We start from the raw sequence: 17,102 nt of genomic DNA, 5'->3' as shown, positions 1-17,102 counted from the left end.
TGATTAATCAACAAAATAGATAAATAGCGTCTTTGACGCTCTGTTCTGCTTAAAAGGGGAAATTTGTCAGCGAATTCAGCAGTTTTTTATCTCGTGATTTTAGTCCATGCTGGATGCCACTCCCTTCACAGAGACAACCCGATGACCAAAAATCTGAATAAAGACACCCAGGTCTGCATGTCACTGGCGGCACGGCCCGGCAATTTTGGCACCCGTTTCCATAACTATCTCTATGACGCCCTCGATCTCGATTACCTCTACAAAGCCTTCACCACCAAAGACTTAAGCGCGGCGATTGGCGGCGTGCGGGCGCTGGGTATCCGTGGCTGTGCCATTTCAATGCCATTTAAAGAGGCCTGCATTCCCCTGCTGGATGAGCTGGACGCCTCCGCCAAAGCCATCAATTCGGTGAATACCATTGTCAATACCGAGGGTTACCTGAAGGCTTATAACACCGACTATATTGCCATCCATAACCTGTTGAAACAGTATCAGGTCCCCACCGGACTGACCTTCGCTCTGCGTGGCAGCGGTGGCATGGCAAAAGCGGTGGCCTGCGCCTTAAAAGACAGCGGTTTCCATCAGGGCTATATTATTGCACGCAACGAAACCAGTGGGCGCGAACTGGCGGAGCTGTACGGTTTTGAATGGCGTGCTGACCTGGAAGGGCTACAGCCTGGGCTGCTGATCAATGCCACGCCTACCGGAATGGCGGGCGGTGCAGATGCCGATGCATTGTCATTTGATCGTGCGACTATTGACGCTGCCAGCGTGATTTTTGAAGTGGTGGCGTTACCGGAACTGACACCGCTGGTACAGTACGCGCGCAGCCAGAAGAAGACTGTCATTACTGGTTCTGAAGTGTTTGCTATTCAGGCAGTGGAACAGTTTGCGCTGTATACCGGCGTTCGGCCCGATGATGCCCTGTTCCGCAAAGCGGCGGCGCATGCACGACAGGGATAGATGACGTGTGGGCTGCCCTGCCGGGCGGCCCGTTCAGCGTTTATCCATCACCATTTTGACCGCCAGCCCCGCCAGTACCGTTCCCATCAGCCAGCGCTGGGCTTTCTGCCAGCCGGGGCGGCCGGCAAGGAAGGTAGCAATAGTGCCAGCGGCAAAAACAATCAGGCTGTTCACCAGCATACTGGTGACGATCTGCGTGAAGCCCAGCGTCAGGGATTGCGCCAGAACATTGCCCTGCTCCGGGTGGATAAACTGTGGCAACAGGGTGAGATAGATCACCGCCGTTTTGGGATTCAGCAGATTGGTCAGCAGCCCCATAGTAAACAGCTTACGCGGGCTGTCCGGCGGCAGATCGCGCAGTTGAAACGGGGATTTCCCCCCGAACAGTGCCTGCCATGCCATCCACAGTAAATAGGCCGCACCGGCTAAGCGCAGTGCGTCATAAGCCATCGGCACCGCCATCACCAATGCCGTAATCCCCAGCGCAGCGCAGACCATGTAAAACATAAAGCCCAGCGCCACACCGCACAGAGAGATGTACCCGGCCCTGCGTCCCTGGCAAAGAGAGCGCGAGATCAGGTAAATCATATTGGGGCCGGGGGTTAATACCATCCCAAGGGCGATGGCGGCAAAGGGTAAAAGCTGGGAAAGCGTAACCATTTCAACCGCCTCTTTTTATCCGTTAAACACGCACCGTATCGTCGCCATACGCCACCCACTTATAGGTGGTCAGTGCTTCCAGGCCCATCGGGCCGCGGGCATGCAACTTCTGGGTACTGACCGCCACTTCAGCGCCAAGACCAAACTGGCCGCCATCGGTAAAACGGGTGCTGGCGTTGACGTAGACGGCCGATGAATCCACTTCGTTAACGAAGCGGTCAGCATTCTGAATGGTGCGCGTCAGAATTGCATCAGAGTGCTGCGTGCCGTACTCACGGATATGGGCAATGCCCTCATCCAGTGAGTCCACCAGCTTGACGTTCAAATCCAGCGCCAGCCACTCATCGCGATATTGCGCTTCAGTGACCGCACTGACGCTGGCCAGACCGTTGCTTAACAGCGGCAGCGAGCGCGGATCCGCATGCAGGCTGATGCCTTCCTGCGCCATCCGGGCGCTCAGGGCAGGCAGGAACGTGTCGGCAATCGCCGCATCAATCAGCAGGGTTTCCACCGAGTTACAGGCGCTTGGACGCTGTTTTTTGGCGTTAACGATCACCTTCAGTGCCGCATCCTGTTCAATGCTGCGATCAACATAGATATGGCAAACGCCGATACCGCCGGTGATCACCGGAATGGTGGACTGCTCACGGCACAGCTTATGCAGCCCGGCACCGCCGCGTGGGATCAGCATATCCACGTAACGATCGAGCTTCAGCAGTTGATTCACCAGCTCACGGTCCGGGCTTTCAATCGCCTGCACCGCACCTGCTGGCAGACCATGCTGTTTCAGGGCATCCTGAATCACCCGCACGGTGGCACCGTTGGTGCGATACGTCTCTTTGCCACCGCGCAGGATCACCGCATTACCGGTTTTCAGGCACAGGCTGGCAACGTCCACGGTCACGTTCGGACGCGCTTCATAAATCACGCCGACCACACCCAGCGGCACGCGGCGGCGCTCAATACGCAGCCCACTGTCGAGCTTACCGCCGTCGATCACCACACCCACCGGATCGGCCAGACGGCACACCTGACGCACATCATCGGCAATCCCTTTCAGGCGCGTCTGATCCAGCATCAGGCGGTCCAGCAGTGCGGCACTCATGCCGTTCTGGCGTGCATCTGCCAGGTCGAGTTCGTTGGCGGCCAGTATGGATGCGCTCTGCGCTTCCAGATGGTCAGCAATCGTCATCAGAACCTGATTTTTCTGTGCGGTCGACAGCACCGACAACTGATACGAAGCGGCCTTAGCGGCCTTACCCATTTGTTCAAGCATGCGTATTCCTTAAGAAACAATCATATCGTCACGATGTATCGCCACCGGACCATATTCATAACCTAAAATTTCGCTGATCTGCTGGGAGTGATGTCCGGCAATCATACGCATGGCATCGCTGTTATAGCGCGATACGCCGTGGGCAACATCGCGCCCCTGCAAACTGCGAATACGGATCACTTCACCACGGGAAAAGTTGCCGCTAATTTCACGGATACCTTTTGGCAACAAGGAGCTACCGCGTTCCAGAATCGCTGACAGCGCCCCATCATCCACCACCAGCTCACCGGCCGGAGGCGCACCGAAGATCCAGCGTTTGCGGTTCTCCAGCGGGGTTTCAAAAGCGTGGAAGCGGGTCCCAACCGGGTTGGAGGCAATCACATCCCCAATCACGCCAGGAAGGTTACCGGCCGCAATAATGGTATCAATACCGGCGCGACAGGCCACATCCGCCGCCTGGAGTTTGGTCGCCATACCGCCCGTTCCCAGGCCTGAAACACTGTCACCCGCCAGCGCACGCAGCGCATCGTCGATACCGTGAACATCGCGGATCAGTTCGGCTTCCGGATTATTACGCGGATCGGCAGTAAACAATCCCTGCTGATCGGTGAGCAGCAGCAGCTTATCGGCACCAGCAAGGATAGCCGCCAGCGCAGAGAGGTTGTCGTTATCACCCACTTTGATTTCAGCGGTGGCAACCGCGTCATTTTCGTTGATGACAGGCACGATATGGTTATCGAGCAGCGCGCGCATGGTGTCACGGGCGTTAAGGAAACGCTCGCGATCTTCAAGGTCTGCGCGGGTCAGCAGCATCTGGCCGATATGAATACCGTAGATCGAGAACAGCTGTTCCCACAGCTGGATCAGACGGCTCTGCCCCACCGCAGCCAGCAGCTGCTTAGAGGCGATGGTCGGGGGCAGTTCAGGATAGCCAAGGTGCTCACGTCCTGCCGCCATCGCGCCAGAGGTCACAATCACAATCCGATGGCCCGCGGCATGTTGCTGTGCGCACTGACGCACCAGCTCCACAATATGGGCCCGATTCAGCCGACGCGATCCGCCGGTCAGTACGCTGGTCCCCAGTTTCACCACCAGGGTCTGGCTGCTGCTCATTATTTCCTGCCATTTCGTAAAAAAGAGTACAAAGAAACGTTTTAGCAGGTGTGGTGCCCGAAGCCAACAGCCAGCGCGGGAAAAGGGCGAAAAAGCCCTGACCACTTGCTAGTCCAAAAGTTCGCAATTAACAAGAAGTGTTGAAAACTGTAATAAAACTTTAATGGAGAAAGGGTAAAAAGTCCGTGCTTCGAACAGAGCCTTCGGGCCGTTTATTACTTTTACTCTTTCGGGATTGATAGCAAAATGATGAAGAAAAGCGCACTGGCAATCTTAACCGCAGCTCTGGCCCTGTCCACCGCTGCACAAGCCGCAGAAGTCTATAACAAAGACGGCAACAAACTGGATTTCTACGGTAAAGTTAAAGCAATGCGTTACATGAGTGAAGCGGACACCAATGCCAGCAACAACGCTGACAAGTCCTACGTCCGTATCGGCTTCAAGGGCCAGACCCAGATTAACGACCAACTGACCGGTTACGGCCAGTGGGAATACAACTTCAGCGCCAGCAACTCAGAAGGCGGTGCTGATGCGCAAGCCGGTAACAAAACCCGTCTGGGCTTCGCCGGTCTGAAACTGAACGATTTTGGTTCTATCGACTACGGCCGTAACTACGGTGTGATCTACGACGTGGAAGCCTGGACCGATATGATGCCTGAGTTCGGCGGCACCGGTTACACCCGCGCTGACACCTATATGCTGACCCGTGGTAACAGCATGCTGACCTACCGTAACAACGACTTCTTCGGTCTGGTCGATGGTCTGAAATTTGCCTTGCAGTATCAGGGTAAAAACGACGCTTCATCAACACGTGCGGGTAACGTGAGTAACGGCGATGGTTACGGCGCATCTCTTTCTTATAAAATCATTGATGGTCTGAGTGTCAATGGGGCGTTTTCTTCTTCTAACCGCCTGATCGCCAATGAGACTACACCAGGCCTTGGCCAGAAAAATGCGGCATTCGGTTCTGGTGACAAAGCGGAAGCCTGGGCAACCGGTCTGAAATATGACAACAACGGTGTATACCTGGCAACGACCTACGCTGAAACGCGTAACATGAACCCAATCAACAGCGGTGCAACCTTCACTCAGGCTAACGGCACAACAACCGCCGTGTCAGGTTATGTGAATAAACTGTCGAATTTTGAAGTTGTGGCACAGTACCAGTTCGACTGGGGCCTGCGTCCATCACTGGCCTATGTGCAGACGAAAGGCAAAGATATGGAAAATGGCGTTGGTGATGCTGATCTGTACAAATTTGTTGATATCGGTGCGACGTACTACTTCAACAAAAACATGTCTACCTTTGTCGATTACAAAGTTAACCTGTTGAGCGATGACAACAAATTGAACCTGAACACCGACGATATCGTTGCTGTAGGTGTGATGTACCAGTTCTAATCCCTTTGACGCTGTGACACGCCACTGCCACAGCGATAAATGATTTACCCCTCGTTATGTGTCTAAAACAAAGGCTGGAGCAATCCAGCCTTTTCTTATGGGGGGTCAGGAATGAACAGGCAGGACTACGCGGTCAGTTTAACCGGCTTGTCAGCAAAACCGGCTGCCGGGAACAGGCCCAGCTCGATCTCTGCTAACTGCGCCTTTAAACGCTCATGGAAGTTACGTAACGTCTCTTCAAGACGGGCATTATTATCCTTACCCTTTACCGTGCTCGGCTTCCAGTTGCCTTCTTTATCAAACAGACCAAAGTGATACTCATAGGTGAAATGGTCAGTCTGGGCTTCCAGCTCCATCCACCAGCCCCAGAACTCACGCAGTTCCGGTTCAGGTTTCACATTGACGCAAACGGCCAGGCAATCAAAGAAGAAGCGGTCGCCTTCACATTTGCCTTCACGGATGTAAGGACCCAAAGAGTGAAAGCGCTTGATCAGCCGACTCTTAGGATGTCCACTCGGTAACGTCATCGTTAAAACCTCCATAATTGAGTCTATAGTTGTAGCAAACTATTGAATATTAGCAACTCATACGTCTAAGCGCTGCGCCAGCCAGTCACAAATGTCACGCAGGCCTTTATCAAAATTCGCCATCGCCGGGGAGGTGTTAATCTTTAACAAACGCCCGGCGCTGGAGGAATTGGTGATCAGCCGTGATTCTTCTTCCGGGCTAAACGGGTCATGAGCCCAGTAACCGGACAGCATCGGCGTCGGGCAACGGCGGCCCAGCAGTCCCTGAATTTTCAGTGAGAAACGGCTCAGTTCAGTGCGTAATGCACTGTCGGATGTCCCTGACATGCCAAGGCGACTGGCCAGCATATCCATATACATTTCAGGTACGCGATCCTGTAAGTTGGTATCGCTAAGCAGGCTGTGTACCACTGGCCCAAGGCAGGCTACGCCGCGCAGGCGCTGGCTTTCCAGATAGGCCAGTCTGACCGCCACGTTAGCCCCAAAACGGAAACCAAAGGCGGCGACGCGCGTGTGATCAACCCAGGCCACATTTTCCAGCTGACGCAGTACCTGTTGGTGCAGGAAGCTGGAATCCTGGGTCAGTTTCCATTTAGAGGAAAAGCCCACCGATGGCATATCCAGCGTCAGCATCGCAATGCCACGCGGGGCAAGGTAGTCATGAAAAAGACGGTAATGGTCGCTTTGCAGCGCATCCAGGCTACCACACAGCAGCACCGTCGGATAAGGGGCTTTCACGTCCGGCGGCATATGCAGGAAACCGGTCACCGGGCTGCCACCAGCAATAGCAAACTCCAGTGCTTTCAGTTCGCCAGGCAGACGGTGGGTGGCTTCTTCATAAGCACGGCTGGCCAGCACCTGCGCCTGCTCTGCCAGTTCATCCTCTTTCAGATGCGGATAGCCCGCCACGCTGTAAAGGTGTGCCGCATGGAGCCAGTACTGGCCCGCTTGCGCGTCATCGTCACATTCGGTGGCCTTCTGCTGCCAAAGCGCCGCCTGCTTTGACCACTCATAGATCCAGTTGCCGCCGCGATAGCCAATCACCGTATCCAGCAGTTGATCATCGGTATGTTCAACGGTGCTGACGGCGATACGTGCCAGCACTTCACTCACTTCCTGCGGCGTCAGTCCACGCCAGGTCCACAGCAGGCGGTTAATCATCCGATACCAGCCGGCATGGGTTTCGCCATCCAGCGCAGACTGGATGCTCAACGGGCGATGATGATGCAGACGTCGCACCAGCGATGAGGTTTCCGGGTGTTTAAAACGCGGCTTGAAGAGTTCTTCGCTGAGGTTTTTCGGCGACATAACAGGGCGTTCCTCTGGCGTACGGGTAGGATTTGAGTCTACCGTAGCAGGGAGTTTCACGCGAAGGGTAAAAACAAACACGCCCGACAGAATCGGGCGTGTTTTGATCTAACACACTAAATGTCTCTGATGACAGAGTGAATCAATCAGCTTTTTACCAGCGGGGGAAGGTAGGCAATGCCCATGTCCCACGGCTGTTCAATCCAGGTGTTTTGCGGGATGTCGATAACATAATCATCCACCAGCGGGCGTCCGGCTGGTTTAGCGAAAATCGTCACGAAATGCGCTTTCGGGTACATCTCACGGATAGCCTGTGCAGTGCCGCCGGTGTCCACCAGGTCATCGATCACGATGAAACCTTCACCATCCCCTTCTGCACGCTTCAGCACGGTCATTTCGCGCTGGTTATCGTGGTCGTAGCTGGAGATGCAAACCGTGTCGACGTGGCGGATACACAGCTCACGCGCCAGTAAGGCGGCAGGTACCAGACCACCACGGCTGACGGCAATAATGCCTTTCCACTGTTCAGCGGGCAGAAGGCGCTCGGCCAGTTTACGGGCATGGATTTGCAGCATGTCCCAGGTGACGATGTATTTTTCACTCATTAAAAGAATCCCGGCCAATGAAATTGGCTTAAAAATTGTGCAAGGGGAGCGGTTGCGCGAAATTATAGTGATCTGAGGCACTAAAAACCAGCCCGCTGCACCTTGTATCCCCCTTTTTTCCTGGGGCATCGTGAGCATGTGTCAGAAATCGGTGATATTCTTTTGCCATCGCGTCAGATTCGCTGACGGGAATTTTCCAACCGATATCAGCGCATGCTTCCTGCCTGCACGGCAGAAAGGGAGTGCTGACACAGGAGAGTTATCGTGTCTGAATTGTCTCAATTATCCCCACAACCATTGTGGGATATTTTTGCCAAAATTTGCTCCATTCCCCATCCTTCTTATCATGAAGAACAACTGGCTGCCCATGTGATCGCCTGGGCGACGGAGCAGGGTTTCTGGAATGAGCGCGACCAGGTGGGTAACATCCTGATCCGTAAACCTGCCACGCCGGGTTATGAAAATCGTAAACCCGTGGCGCTTCAGGCGCACCTTGATATGGTGCCGCAGAAAAACAACGACACGGTGCATGACTTTACCCAAGACCCGATTCAGCCCTGGATCGATGGCGAGTGGGTAAAAGCACGCGGCACCACGCTGGGTGCCGATAACGGTATTGGTATGGCTTCAGCTCTGGCCGTGCTGGCTGATAACAGCCTGGAACATGGTCCGCTGGAAGTGCTGCTGACCATGACCGAAGAGACCGGCATGGTCGGTGCCTTCGGATTGAAAGCAGGCTGGTTGCAGGCCGATATTTTGATTAACACCGATTCCGAAGAGGAAGGTGAGATCTATATGGGTTGTGCTGGCGGTATCGACTTTACCAGCACACTGCCGCTGACCCGTGAAGCGGTTCCGGCCGGTTATCAGACGGTGAAACTGACGCTGAAAGGCCTGAAAGGCGGTCACTCCGGTTGTGATATTCACGTGGGTCTGGGGAATGCCAACAAACTGCTGGCGCGCTTCCTGTTCTCCCATGCGGCGGATCTTGACCTGCGTCTGGTGGATTTCAGCGGCGGTACGCTGCGCAATGCGATCCCACGTGAAGCCTTCGCCACGCTGGCGGTTCCTGTTGCCAGCCTCGATAAGCTGAAGTCACTGGCAGCCGGCTATCTGCTGACGCTGCAAAATGAGCTGAGCCTGAAAGAGAAAAACATTGCCGTGGTGGTCGAGGATCTGGCCCATGCGGAGCAGGCTCTGAGCACCACCAGCCGTGATGCGTTTATCGCCCTGCTGAACAGCACACCGAATGGCGTGATCCGTCAGTCAGACGTGATGAAAGGCGTGGTGGAAACCTCACTGAACGTCGGTGTGGTGACGTTTGAAGGCAATGAAGCGAAGATCAACTCGCTGATCCGTTCACTGATCGACAGCGGCAAAGAGTACGTGGTGGAAATGCTCACTGCGCTCGGCCAGCTGGCCGGGGCGAAAACCCTCGCCAAAGGCAGCTATCCTGGCTGGCAGCCGGACGCCACCTCTCCGGTGATGGCGCTGGTGCGTGAAACCTATGAAAAACTGTTCGATAAAACCCCGAACATCCAGGTTATCCACGCCGGTCTGGAGTGCGGTCTGTTTAAAGAACCGTACCCACAGATGGACATGGTATCGATTGGCCCGACCATCACCGGGCCACACTCCCCGGATGAGCAGGTGCATATTGGAAGCGTTGACCTGTACTGGCAGCTGCTGACTGCGCTGTTGAAGGCGATCCCGGTTAAGTAATGCTGCGCATATGATACGGGCGAGGCCTGCCTCGCCCCTACGACAGCCTCTATACAGGCATGCCCCGCGCCCTGTCACAATCGCGACACTCGCAGGGGTCAGGTATGCCTGACACGCTCTTACAATCCCAATAACAATTGCCTTTCCAGCTGCGGGTCCAGCAGCGTCACATGCAATCCCACCAGCCTCACGCCGCGCCCTGCACGCCGTTCATCCCAGCTTTTTCGCGCAATCTCAATCAGATCGGCCTTATTCAGTACCTGCCAGACATGCTCCTGCGTGGTCTGCTGGAAATCATTAAACTTCAGTTTTACGCCCTGACGGGCAATCTGGCGATCCGGCTTAATGTTATCCAGCCGTCGTGCCAGCTCATCGTACAGCAGGTCGATAATTTCCAGGCAGGCTTCCCAGCTATGAATATCCTCCGACAGCGTCCGCTCCACGCCAAGAGATTTACGCTCACGGGTAGTGATGACTTCCCGGTCATCAATGCCATTACTGCGCTCCCACAGCACGCGGCCAAACTTACCAAACCGCCTCAGCAAGGTGACCAAATCGGTTTTTTGCACATCGGCACAGGTGTTCAGCCCCATCTCTTCTAACTTACGCGCCGTGACTTTTCCCACGCCGGGAATTTTCGCCAGCGGCAGGGCCAGCAGGAAGTCAGGCATCTGCTGCGGCGTAATGACAAACTGGCCGTTAGGTTTATTCATATCGGAGGCGATTTTTGCCAGGAATTTAATCGGCGCTATCCCGGCTGATGCGGTGAGATTCAGTTCCTGCTGGATCGTATCGCGGATCTCACGCGCGATCAGCGTGGCCGATCCCTGGCAATGCTGGCTGTCAGTCACATCCAGGTAAGCTTCATCAAGCGACAGGGGTTCAATCAGGGTGGTATAGCGGGAAAAAATGTCACGAATATGGGCGCTGGCTTCTTTATAGGCGTCATAGCGGCCCCGGATCACCGTCAGGTGCGGGCAGAGCTTAAGCGCCATCGCCGTTGACATCGCACTGTGCACGCCAAATTTCCGTGCAGGATAATTCGCCGTGCTGATAACGCCACGCTGTTTTTCGCTGCCGCCAATCGCGATGGGGATATCACGCAGGCTGGGGTTATCGCGCATTTCCACTGCGGCAAAAAAGCAGTCCATATCCACGTGAATGATTTTACGCATAGCCCCCTCCGATAATACTGTATAAGTATACAGTCAAAAAGCCAGAGTTCAATACGCAACGGAACGCACATAAATTAAGGTTTTTATTCTTCGCTATCTTGATAAAAAAATAGACAATGCTAAGGTGACGCAGCGATAGCGGAATTATCCGATATTGTCAGTACAGACGCCTTCCGGCGTTGCTTTCAACCCCTACATTTCAAGGGAACCAGAATGGGCAAAATCGCACTGCTGTTTGCGATGATTTTTCTGCCAGCCGTTGTCTTCGCCAGCGTACCGGATTCGGTTACCCCACTGGCCCCGGTAAGCAAAGAGTTAAAGAAACAACTGATTGGTACCCCCGTGTACCTGCAAATCTTCAAAGAAGAACGCACGCTGGAACTGTACGGCAAAATCGGCAACGAATTCCGCCTGCTTAACAGCTACCGCATCTGTAATTTTTCGGGTGGATTGGGGCCAAAGCGCGTACAGGGTGACTTCAAAAGCCCGGAAGGTTTTTACAGCGTGGGACTTTCCCAGTTAAAACCAGACAGCCGCTTTTATCGTGCGATTAACGTCGGCTTTCCGAACGAATACGATCGCCAGCAGGGTTATCAGGGGAAATATCTGATGATCCACGGCAACTGCGTGTCAATTGGCTGCTATGCCATGACCGATGCCTATATGGATGAAATTTATCACTATGTGGAAGCCGCGCTGCGCAATGGCCAGCCACGTGTTGAAGTCAGTATTTATCCGTTCCGCATGACCGACAGCAACATGCAGCGCCATCGCTACTCCACTTACATCAATTTCTGGAAGCAATTGCAGCCGGGTTACACGCAGTTCGTGCAGACCAAACAGCCTCCGGCGGTCAACGTTAGCGATGGCAAGTACGTACTGAGCCGCCCGATGACAGGCAACTCAGCCGTACAGGAATCAGCGCTCGCGCTCACCCAGGCAAAATAACGCCCATTCACCTGGCTCAATCTTGTGCCAGGTTTCATTCGCCGTCAGCGGCTGAGTGGCCACCACTGTGACCACGTCATTTGGCGTGGTCTGCTTCTGAAAATCAATTTCCACATCCTGATCCAGCAATTTGGCTTTGCCGAACGGGGCACGTCGGGTGATCCAGAACAGATTGGTCGAACAGAACGCCATCAGATAGCGGCCATCTGACAGCAGCATGTTAAACACCCCTTTCTCACGCATCTCTGCCGCCAGTTCCGCAATGTAGCGGAAGACGGCTGGCCAGTTGCCCGGCGTACGCGGATAGCGAGTGGTCAGCTTATGCAACAACCAGCAGAAGGCAATCTCACTGTCGGTTTCACCCACGGGGCGATAAGGGCCGGTATCCAGGTTTTTATAGCCTTTAAGCTGCCCGTTGTGCGCGTAAGTCCAGTTGCGCCCCCACAGTTCGCGGGTAAACGGGTGCGTATTTTCCAGCGATACTTCACCCCGGTTCGCCTGGCGAATATGCGCCACCACCGAACAGGACTTAATCGGATATTCCTGCACCAGTCGGGCAATCGGCGATTGAAAACTGGGTTGCGGATCTTTAAATGTGCGGCAGCCTTTCCCTTCATAAAAGGTAATGCCCCAGCCATCTTTATGCGGACCCGTTCCGCCACCGCGCTGCACCAGCCCGGTAAAACTAAAACAGATGTCCGTCGGGACGTTCGCGCTCATCCCAAGTAGTTCGCACACAGGATTACCTCGTGAAAATAGATTCTATCCCCAATGGATTTCACGTTGCAGGAAGGCGGCAAACGAGTGAATCCCCGGGAGCTTACACGAGTAAGTGACCGGGGTTCACGAGAGCAGCCAACGCACCTGCGGCGTGAAAGATGAAGGGGATTATTTGACCATTTCTTTTTCGATGAGCAGCATCAGGATATGAATCACTTTGATGTGAATTTCCTGAATACGGTCAGCATAGCCGAAGTGCGGCACACGAATTTCTACGTCGGCCACGCCATCCATTTTGCCGCCGTCTTTACCGGTCAGGGTGATCACTTTCATCCCTTTGGCACGCGCAGCTTCAACCGCTTTAATAATATTACCGGAGTTACCCGATGTGGAGATCCCTAACAGCACATCCCCTGCTTTCCCCACCGCTTCAATGTAGCGTGAGAAAACAAAATCATAGCCAAAGTCATTACTGACACAGGACAGGTGGCTGACATCAGAAATCGCGATCGCCGGATAGCCAGGACGGTTTTCACGGTAGCGCCCCGTCAGCTCCTCAGCAAAATGCATCGCATCGCAGTGGGAACCGCCATTACCACAGGAGAGAACCTTCCCACCCGCTTTAAATGAATCAGCCAGCAGCACGGCCGCACGCTGGATCGCCTCGATGTTTGCATCTTCACTAAGAAATTTATTCAGCGTCTCTGCCGCTTCGTTCAGCTCGGCGCGAATGATGTCCTGATACATAGGGATGTCCTTTTAGGAAAGAGTTACTGTAGGAGTTTATCAAGTTGCCAGAGAGCCGGGAAGCGATCTCCCCGCCCCCCGGAGGGATTAACGCTTCGTGCCACCGCTTTGTGAGCCAGGTTGTAATTATTATGTAAACAGATTGCACCTGGCGCCGTGGTAATCTAAACATATAACCAACAGGTCGGACCTCTTACTACTTACGGAGCACATGTTATGATGGTTCTCAGTATTGTGGCGACGATCGTGCTGATTGGCGCCCTGTTTTATCACCGTATTAATCTGCTGGCTGCCAGTGCAGTCTTGCTGCTCTGGACCGCTGTGCTCGGATTGGCAGGGCTGTGGACACTCTGGCTGCTGGTTCCGCTGGTGCTTATTCTGCTGCCATTTAATCTCCTGACCATGCGCCAGGCGCTGTTCAGCAAACCCACGCTGAACACCTTCCAGAAAGTGATGCCGCCGATGTCACGCACCGAAAAAGAAGCCATCGATGCCGGTACCACCTGGTGGGAAGGCGATCTGTTCCGTGGTACACCGGACTGGAAAAAACTTCATGCCTATCCGCAGCCGCGACTGACGCCGGAAGAGCAGGCGTTTATTGACGGTCCGGTAGAAGAAGCCTGCCGTATGGCAAATGACTTCCAGATCACCCATGAAATGGCCGATCTGCCGCCTGAGCTGTGGGCGTATCTCAAACAGCACCGCTTCTTCGCCATGATTATCAAGAAAGAGTACGGCGGCCTTGAATTTTCGGCCTACGCTCAGGCGCGCGTGCTGCAAAAATTGTCAGGGGTTTCCGGGATTCTGGCGATCACGGTGGGTGTGCCTAACTCCCTTGGCCCGGGCGAACTGCTCCAGCATTACGGGACCGAAGCGCAGAAAGATCACTACCTGCCTCGTCTGGCACGCGGCCAGGAGATCCCCTGCTTTGCCCTGACCAGCCCGGAAGCGGGTTCCGATGCCGGTGCCATCCCGGATGTTGGCGTGGTATGCATGGGTGAATGGGAAGGTCAGCAGGTGTTGGGTATGCGCCTCACCTGGAACAAACGCTATATCACCCTCGCCCCTATCGCCACTGTGCTCGGCCTGGCGTTTAAGCTTTCTGACCCCGACCATTTGCTGGGCGAAACGGAAGAGTTAGGGATCACCTGTGCGCTGATCCCCACGCAGACACCGGGCGTGGAAATTGGTCAACGGCATTTCCCGCTCAACGTACCGTTCCAGAACGGCCCGACACGCGGCCAGGATATCTTTGTGCCGATTGATTTTATTATCGGTGGCCCGGAAATGGCCGGACAGGGCTGGCGAATGCTGGTTGAGTGTCTGTCAGTGGGCCGTGGCATTACTCTGCCGTCCAACTCCACCGGCAGCCTGAAAAGCATTGCTCTGGCGATCGGGGCCTATGCGCATATTCGTCGTCAGTTCCGCCTGCCGATTGGCAAGATGGAGGGGATTGAAGAACCGCTGGCACGCATCGCCGGGAACACCTATGTGATGGATGCCGCCGCCACGCTGATCACCAGTGGCATTATGCTTGGTGAAAAACCGGCGGTGCTGTCCGCCATCGTGAAATACCACTGTACTCATCGCGGTCAGCGGGCAATTGTTGACGCCATGGATATTGCGGGCGGTAAAGGCATTATGCTCGGCAGCAGCAACTTCCTTGCCCGCGCTTATCAGGGGGCGCCGATTGCCATTACGGTGGAAGGCGCCAACATTCTGACCCGCAGTATGATTATCTTCGGCCAGGGTGCTATTCGTTGCCACCCTTACGTGCTGGAAGAGATGGCGGCAGCGCAGAATAATGATGTGACAGCCTTTGATAAGGCGCTGTTCAGCCATATCGGCCACGTGGGCAGCAATACGCTGCGCAGCCTGTGGCTGGGACTCACGGGTGGCCGCACCAGCGCCTCGCCGACTCGCGATGCCACCCGTCGTTACTATCAGCATCTGAACCGCGTCAGTGCCAACCTTGCACTGCTGTCGGATGTCTCAATGTCCGTGCTGGGCGGCAGCCTGAAACGCCGCGAGCGCATTTCGGCGCGCCTTGGCGATATCCTGAGCCAGCTCTATCTGGCCTCGGCAGCGCTGAAGCGTTATGAGGATGAAGGACGTAACGAAGCCGATTTACCGCTGCTGCACTGGGGCGTTCAGGATGCGCTGAATCAGGCAGACACGGCTATCGACGACCTGCTGCGCAACTTCCCGAACCGCCTGGTGGCGGGCCTGGTACGCGCCGTGGTGTTCCCGACCGGCCGTCACAGCCGGGCGCCGTCCGACCGCCTGGATCATCAACTGGCGCTTATTTTGCAGGTGCCATCCGCCACCCGCAACCGCCTGGGGCGCGGTCAGTATCTCGCACCGAGTGAACACAACCCGGCAGGCCAGCTGGAAGAAGCGCTGCACGATGTGATGGCCGCAGAAGCGATTCATGACCGCCTGTGTAAACAGCAGAAAAAACATCTGTCGTTTACCCGTCTGGATGCACTGGCAGCACAAGGGCTGGAGGCGGGATGGGTCACCCAGGAAGAAGCCGATATTCTGATCCGTGCTGAAGTCAGCCGCCTGCGCTCAATTAACGTGGATGAATTTGACGCCGATGCGCTGGCAACTCAACCGGTAAAAGAGGTAAAGCCACCACGTAAAATCGAAGCGGCATAAAGTAACAAGGCCGATCGACGTTATCGATCGGCCTTTATTCACTGAGAGGCAATAAACCGTTAACCGTTCTGGCGGATACGTGCAATCAGTGCTTCCACATCCGGCACATGATCAGCCAGCAGGATCAGGCTGCGCCCCAGGATTATCGCCTGGCGCACGCATTCGATGCGCATCGCTTCATCTTCGATCTTCTTGATATCTGCGACCTGCGACATCCCCACGGTACGGCGTATAAGTTCAGTGCCGCAATAGCCGATGGTATCGCTCCACACCTTACGCAGGAATTCGCGGGAGTAGCCCGGCACGGCCAGCGCACGATCGCGGCTCTTCTCTGCCGCCAGCGCCAGGAAACCCTCGGTGAAACTCAGCCATACTTCACGCACATCGTTAAGACGATTTTCACGCGCGGCGGCCGCTTCACGCGGTGGCAGCAGGCCCGGTGCTGCACAGTAGCTGATCAACAAATTGCCCAGTGCGCTGCCAATATCAAAGCCCATCGGGCCGTAGAAACCGAACTCCGCATCAATCACTTTCAAGCGGCCTTCTTTCACAAAGATCGAACCGCTGTGAACATCCCCATGCAGTAAGGCTTCTGCGTGGCAGTAGAAGCGATGCTTCAGGCCGCCAACGGCGAGCCTTAAGGCCTGATCATCCCGCAGGGATTCAGCCAGCGGCTCCAGCGCACGCGGATAAGCATTTCGCTCATGAACTTCGTAGGGTTCGTTGAAGAACAGCTCTTCAGTGATATCGCACAGCTCCGGGTTAGTAAAACGGATCACGTCCGCTTTTTTCTGGTACGGATGCTGGAAAAAATCAGAGGTATGGAACAGGGTTTGCGCGAGATACTCACCCAACTGCCCTGCCGCCTGCGGATATTCAACACCGTTCACCAGCTCGGTACGCCAGATCGCATGGTCAGAGAGATCTTCCATCACCATCACCGCCAGTTCCGGATCGTAGTGAAGGATGTTGACCGTATGCTGCGGGCAGAATTTTCCGTGCTCAATCAGCACTTCAGCTTCCAGACGCGCACGGTCCAGGGTGAGAGGCCAGGATTCGCCCACGCAGCGCACATAAGGTAGTGCCTGCTTGACGATCACCCGGCTGACGCCTGCCGTATCAAAAATCTTGAACACCAGGTTGAGATTACCATCGCCGACTTCCTGCGAATCAACCAGCGTTTCGGGGTTCGCCACGCCGCCAAACTGGCGAGCATATTCCACGGCATCCGCTGCGGTGAACGTACGGTATTGCGACATTGATCTGCCCCTCAAAA

The 17,102-nt window shown here is 55.0% G+C and carries 15 protein-coding genes; 5 read left to right on the top strand and 10 right to left on the bottom strand.

The annotated features are described in order from the left end of the window. The first annotated feature begins 141 nt into the window (after positions 1-141). Positions 142-963 (top strand): shikimate 5-dehydrogenase, encoded by an 822-nt coding sequence (locus tag LJN55_RS04585; RefSeq protein ID WP_159337626.1) that lies wholly within the window; start codon positions 142-144, stop codon positions 961-963. A gap of 33 nt (positions 964-996) precedes the next feature. On the opposite strand, the gene LJN55_RS04580 is transcribed toward LJN55_RS04585, so the two are convergent. The 3 genes from LJN55_RS04580 to proB are packed head-to-tail and all read right to left on the bottom strand — an operon-like array spanning position 997 to position 4,012. After that, a complete protein-coding gene (locus LJN55_RS04580) occupies positions 997-1,623 on the bottom strand; it encodes a LysE family translocator (protein ID WP_167864045.1) in 627 nt (208 codons plus the stop codon). Positions 1,624-1,645: 22 nt separating this feature from the next. Further along, positions 1,646-2,899, bottom strand: a complete 1,254-nt coding sequence (gene proA / locus LJN55_RS04575) for a glutamate-5-semialdehyde dehydrogenase (protein ID WP_159337624.1) — start codon at positions 2,897-2,899, stop codon at positions 1,646-1,648. Between the two features lie 9 nt (positions 2,900-2,908). Continuing rightward, on the bottom strand, positions 2,909-4,012 hold the full coding sequence (gene proB, locus LJN55_RS04570) for a glutamate 5-kinase (RefSeq protein ID WP_200641299.1): 1,104 nt from the start codon (positions 4,010-4,012) through the stop codon (positions 2,909-2,911). Positions 4,013-4,258: 246 nt separating this feature from the next. Here proB and LJN55_RS04565 point away from each other — a divergent pair, with 246 nt between their 5' ends. Beyond that, a complete protein-coding gene (locus LJN55_RS04565; protein ID WP_272952614.1) occupies positions 4,259-5,413 on the top strand; it encodes a porin in 1,155 nt (384 codons plus the stop codon). A 125-nt stretch (positions 5,414-5,538) separates the two neighbouring features. Here LJN55_RS04565 and crl read toward each other — a convergent pair whose 3' ends face one another. From crl to gpt, 3 genes are all read right to left on the bottom strand, one after another. Further along, positions 5,539-5,940 carry a sigma factor-binding protein Crl gene (gene crl, locus LJN55_RS04560; RefSeq protein ID WP_227535759.1) on the bottom strand — a complete coding sequence of 134 codons (402 nt, stop codon included), beginning with the start codon at positions 5,938-5,940 and terminating at the stop codon, positions 5,539-5,541. A 57-nt stretch (positions 5,941-5,997) separates the two neighbouring features. Beyond that, the gene (gene frsA, locus LJN55_RS04555) at positions 5,998-7,248 is read right to left on the bottom strand and encodes an esterase FrsA (protein WP_133846224.1); all 1,251 of its coding nucleotides are present in this window, start codon (positions 7,246-7,248) and stop codon (positions 5,998-6,000) included. A 146-nt stretch (positions 7,249-7,394) separates the two neighbouring features. Next, positions 7,395-7,853 carry a xanthine phosphoribosyltransferase gene (gene gpt, locus LJN55_RS04550; RefSeq protein WP_133846223.1) on the bottom strand — a complete coding sequence of 153 codons (459 nt, stop codon included), beginning with the start codon at positions 7,851-7,853 and terminating at the stop codon, positions 7,395-7,397. Between the two features lie 264 nt (positions 7,854-8,117). Here gpt and pepD point away from each other — a divergent pair, with 264 nt between their 5' ends. Beyond that, positions 8,118-9,575: a beta-Ala-His dipeptidase gene (gene pepD, locus LJN55_RS04545; RefSeq protein WP_133846222.1), complete on the top strand. Its 1,458-nt coding sequence runs from the start codon at positions 8,118-8,120 to the stop codon at positions 9,573-9,575. 119 nt (positions 9,576-9,694) lie between these two features. Here the strand turns inward: pepD and dinB are convergent, their stop codons facing one another. Then, positions 9,695-10,750, bottom strand: coding sequence for a DNA polymerase IV (gene dinB, locus LJN55_RS04540; RefSeq protein WP_200641295.1), 1,056 nt, complete (start codon positions 10,748-10,750; stop codon positions 9,695-9,697). A 213-nt stretch (positions 10,751-10,963) separates the two neighbouring features. On the opposite strand from dinB, the gene dpaA reads away from it, so the two are divergent. Further along, on the top strand, positions 10,964-11,698 hold the full coding sequence (gene dpaA / locus LJN55_RS04535; protein WP_133846220.1) for a peptidoglycan meso-diaminopimelic acid protein amidase: 735 nt from the start codon (positions 10,964-10,966) through the stop codon (positions 11,696-11,698). On the opposite strand, the gene LJN55_RS04530 is transcribed toward dpaA, so the two are convergent. Continuing rightward, complete coding sequence (locus LJN55_RS04530) at positions 11,669-12,436, bottom strand: class II glutamine amidotransferase (RefSeq protein WP_133846219.1); 768 nt, start codon at positions 12,434-12,436, stop codon at positions 11,669-11,671. The two genes, dpaA and LJN55_RS04530, sit on opposite strands and share 30 nt — an antisense overlap. Before the next feature lie 150 nt (positions 12,437-12,586). After that, entirely contained in the window at positions 12,587-13,165 is a 579-nt protein-coding gene (lpcA, locus tag LJN55_RS04525) for a D-sedoheptulose 7-phosphate isomerase (RefSeq protein ID WP_133846218.1), read from the bottom strand. Between the two features lie 216 nt (positions 13,166-13,381). Here lpcA and fadE point away from each other — a divergent pair, with 216 nt between their 5' ends. Further along, positions 13,382-15,826, top strand: coding sequence for an acyl-CoA dehydrogenase FadE (gene fadE / locus LJN55_RS04520; RefSeq protein WP_227535758.1), 2,445 nt, complete (start codon positions 13,382-13,384; stop codon positions 15,824-15,826). Between the two features lie 59 nt (positions 15,827-15,885). On the opposite strand, the gene mtnK is transcribed toward fadE, so the two are convergent. After that, on the bottom strand, positions 15,886-17,085 hold the full coding sequence (mtnK, locus tag LJN55_RS04515; RefSeq protein ID WP_133846216.1) for an S-methyl-5-thioribose kinase: 1,200 nt from the start codon (positions 17,083-17,085) through the stop codon (positions 15,886-15,888). Between the last annotated feature and the right edge of the window lie 17 nt (positions 17,086-17,102).

It is taken from the genome of Erwinia rhapontici (assembly GCF_020683125.1).
GTDB classification, from domain to species: domain Bacteria; phylum Pseudomonadota; class Gammaproteobacteria; order Enterobacterales; family Enterobacteriaceae; genus Erwinia; species Erwinia rhapontici.
This window is presented reverse-complemented; position numbering and strand designations above follow the sequence as displayed.

What these genes read in the sequence shown, in the direction of transcription:
- LJN55_RS04585 (WP_159337626.1), top strand. Translation starts at nt 142, where the DNA reads ATGACCAAAAATCTGAATAAAGACACCCAGGTCTGCATGTCACTGGCG.
- LJN55_RS04580 (WP_167864045.1), bottom strand. Translation starts at nt 1,623, where the DNA reads ATGGTTACGCTTTCCCAGCTTTTACCCTTTGCCGCCATCGCCCTTGGG.
- proA (WP_159337624.1), bottom strand. Translation starts at nt 2,899, where the DNA reads ATGCTTGAACAAATGGGTAAGGCCGCTAAGGCCGCTTCGTATCAGTTG.
- proB (WP_200641299.1), bottom strand. Translation starts at nt 4,012, where the DNA reads ATGAGCAGCAGCCAGACCCTGGTGGTGAAACTGGGGACCAGCGTACTG.
- LJN55_RS04565 (WP_272952614.1), top strand. Translation starts at nt 4,259, where the DNA reads ATGATGAAGAAAAGCGCACTGGCAATCTTAACCGCAGCTCTGGCCCTG.
- crl (WP_227535759.1), bottom strand. Translation starts at nt 5,940, where the DNA reads ATGACGTTACCGAGTGGACATCCTAAGAGTCGGCTGATCAAGCGCTTT.
- frsA (WP_133846224.1), bottom strand. Translation starts at nt 7,248, where the DNA reads ATGTCGCCGAAAAACCTCAGCGAAGAACTCTTCAAGCCGCGTTTTAAA.
- gpt (WP_133846223.1), bottom strand. Translation starts at nt 7,853, where the DNA reads ATGAGTGAAAAATACATCGTCACCTGGGACATGCTGCAAATCCATGCC.
- dinB (WP_200641295.1), bottom strand. Translation starts at nt 10,750, where the DNA reads ATGCGTAAAATCATTCACGTGGATATGGACTGCTTTTTTGCCGCAGTG.
- dpaA (WP_133846220.1), top strand. Translation starts at nt 10,964, where the DNA reads ATGGGCAAAATCGCACTGCTGTTTGCGATGATTTTTCTGCCAGCCGTT.
- lpcA (WP_133846218.1), bottom strand. Translation starts at nt 13,165, where the DNA reads ATGTATCAGGACATCATTCGCGCCGAGCTGAACGAAGCGGCAGAGACG.
- fadE (WP_227535758.1), top strand. Translation starts at nt 13,382, where the DNA reads ATGATGGTTCTCAGTATTGTGGCGACGATCGTGCTGATTGGCGCCCTG.
- mtnK (WP_133846216.1), bottom strand. Translation starts at nt 17,085, where the DNA reads ATGTCGCAATACCGTACGTTCACCGCAGCGGATGCCGTGGAATATGCT.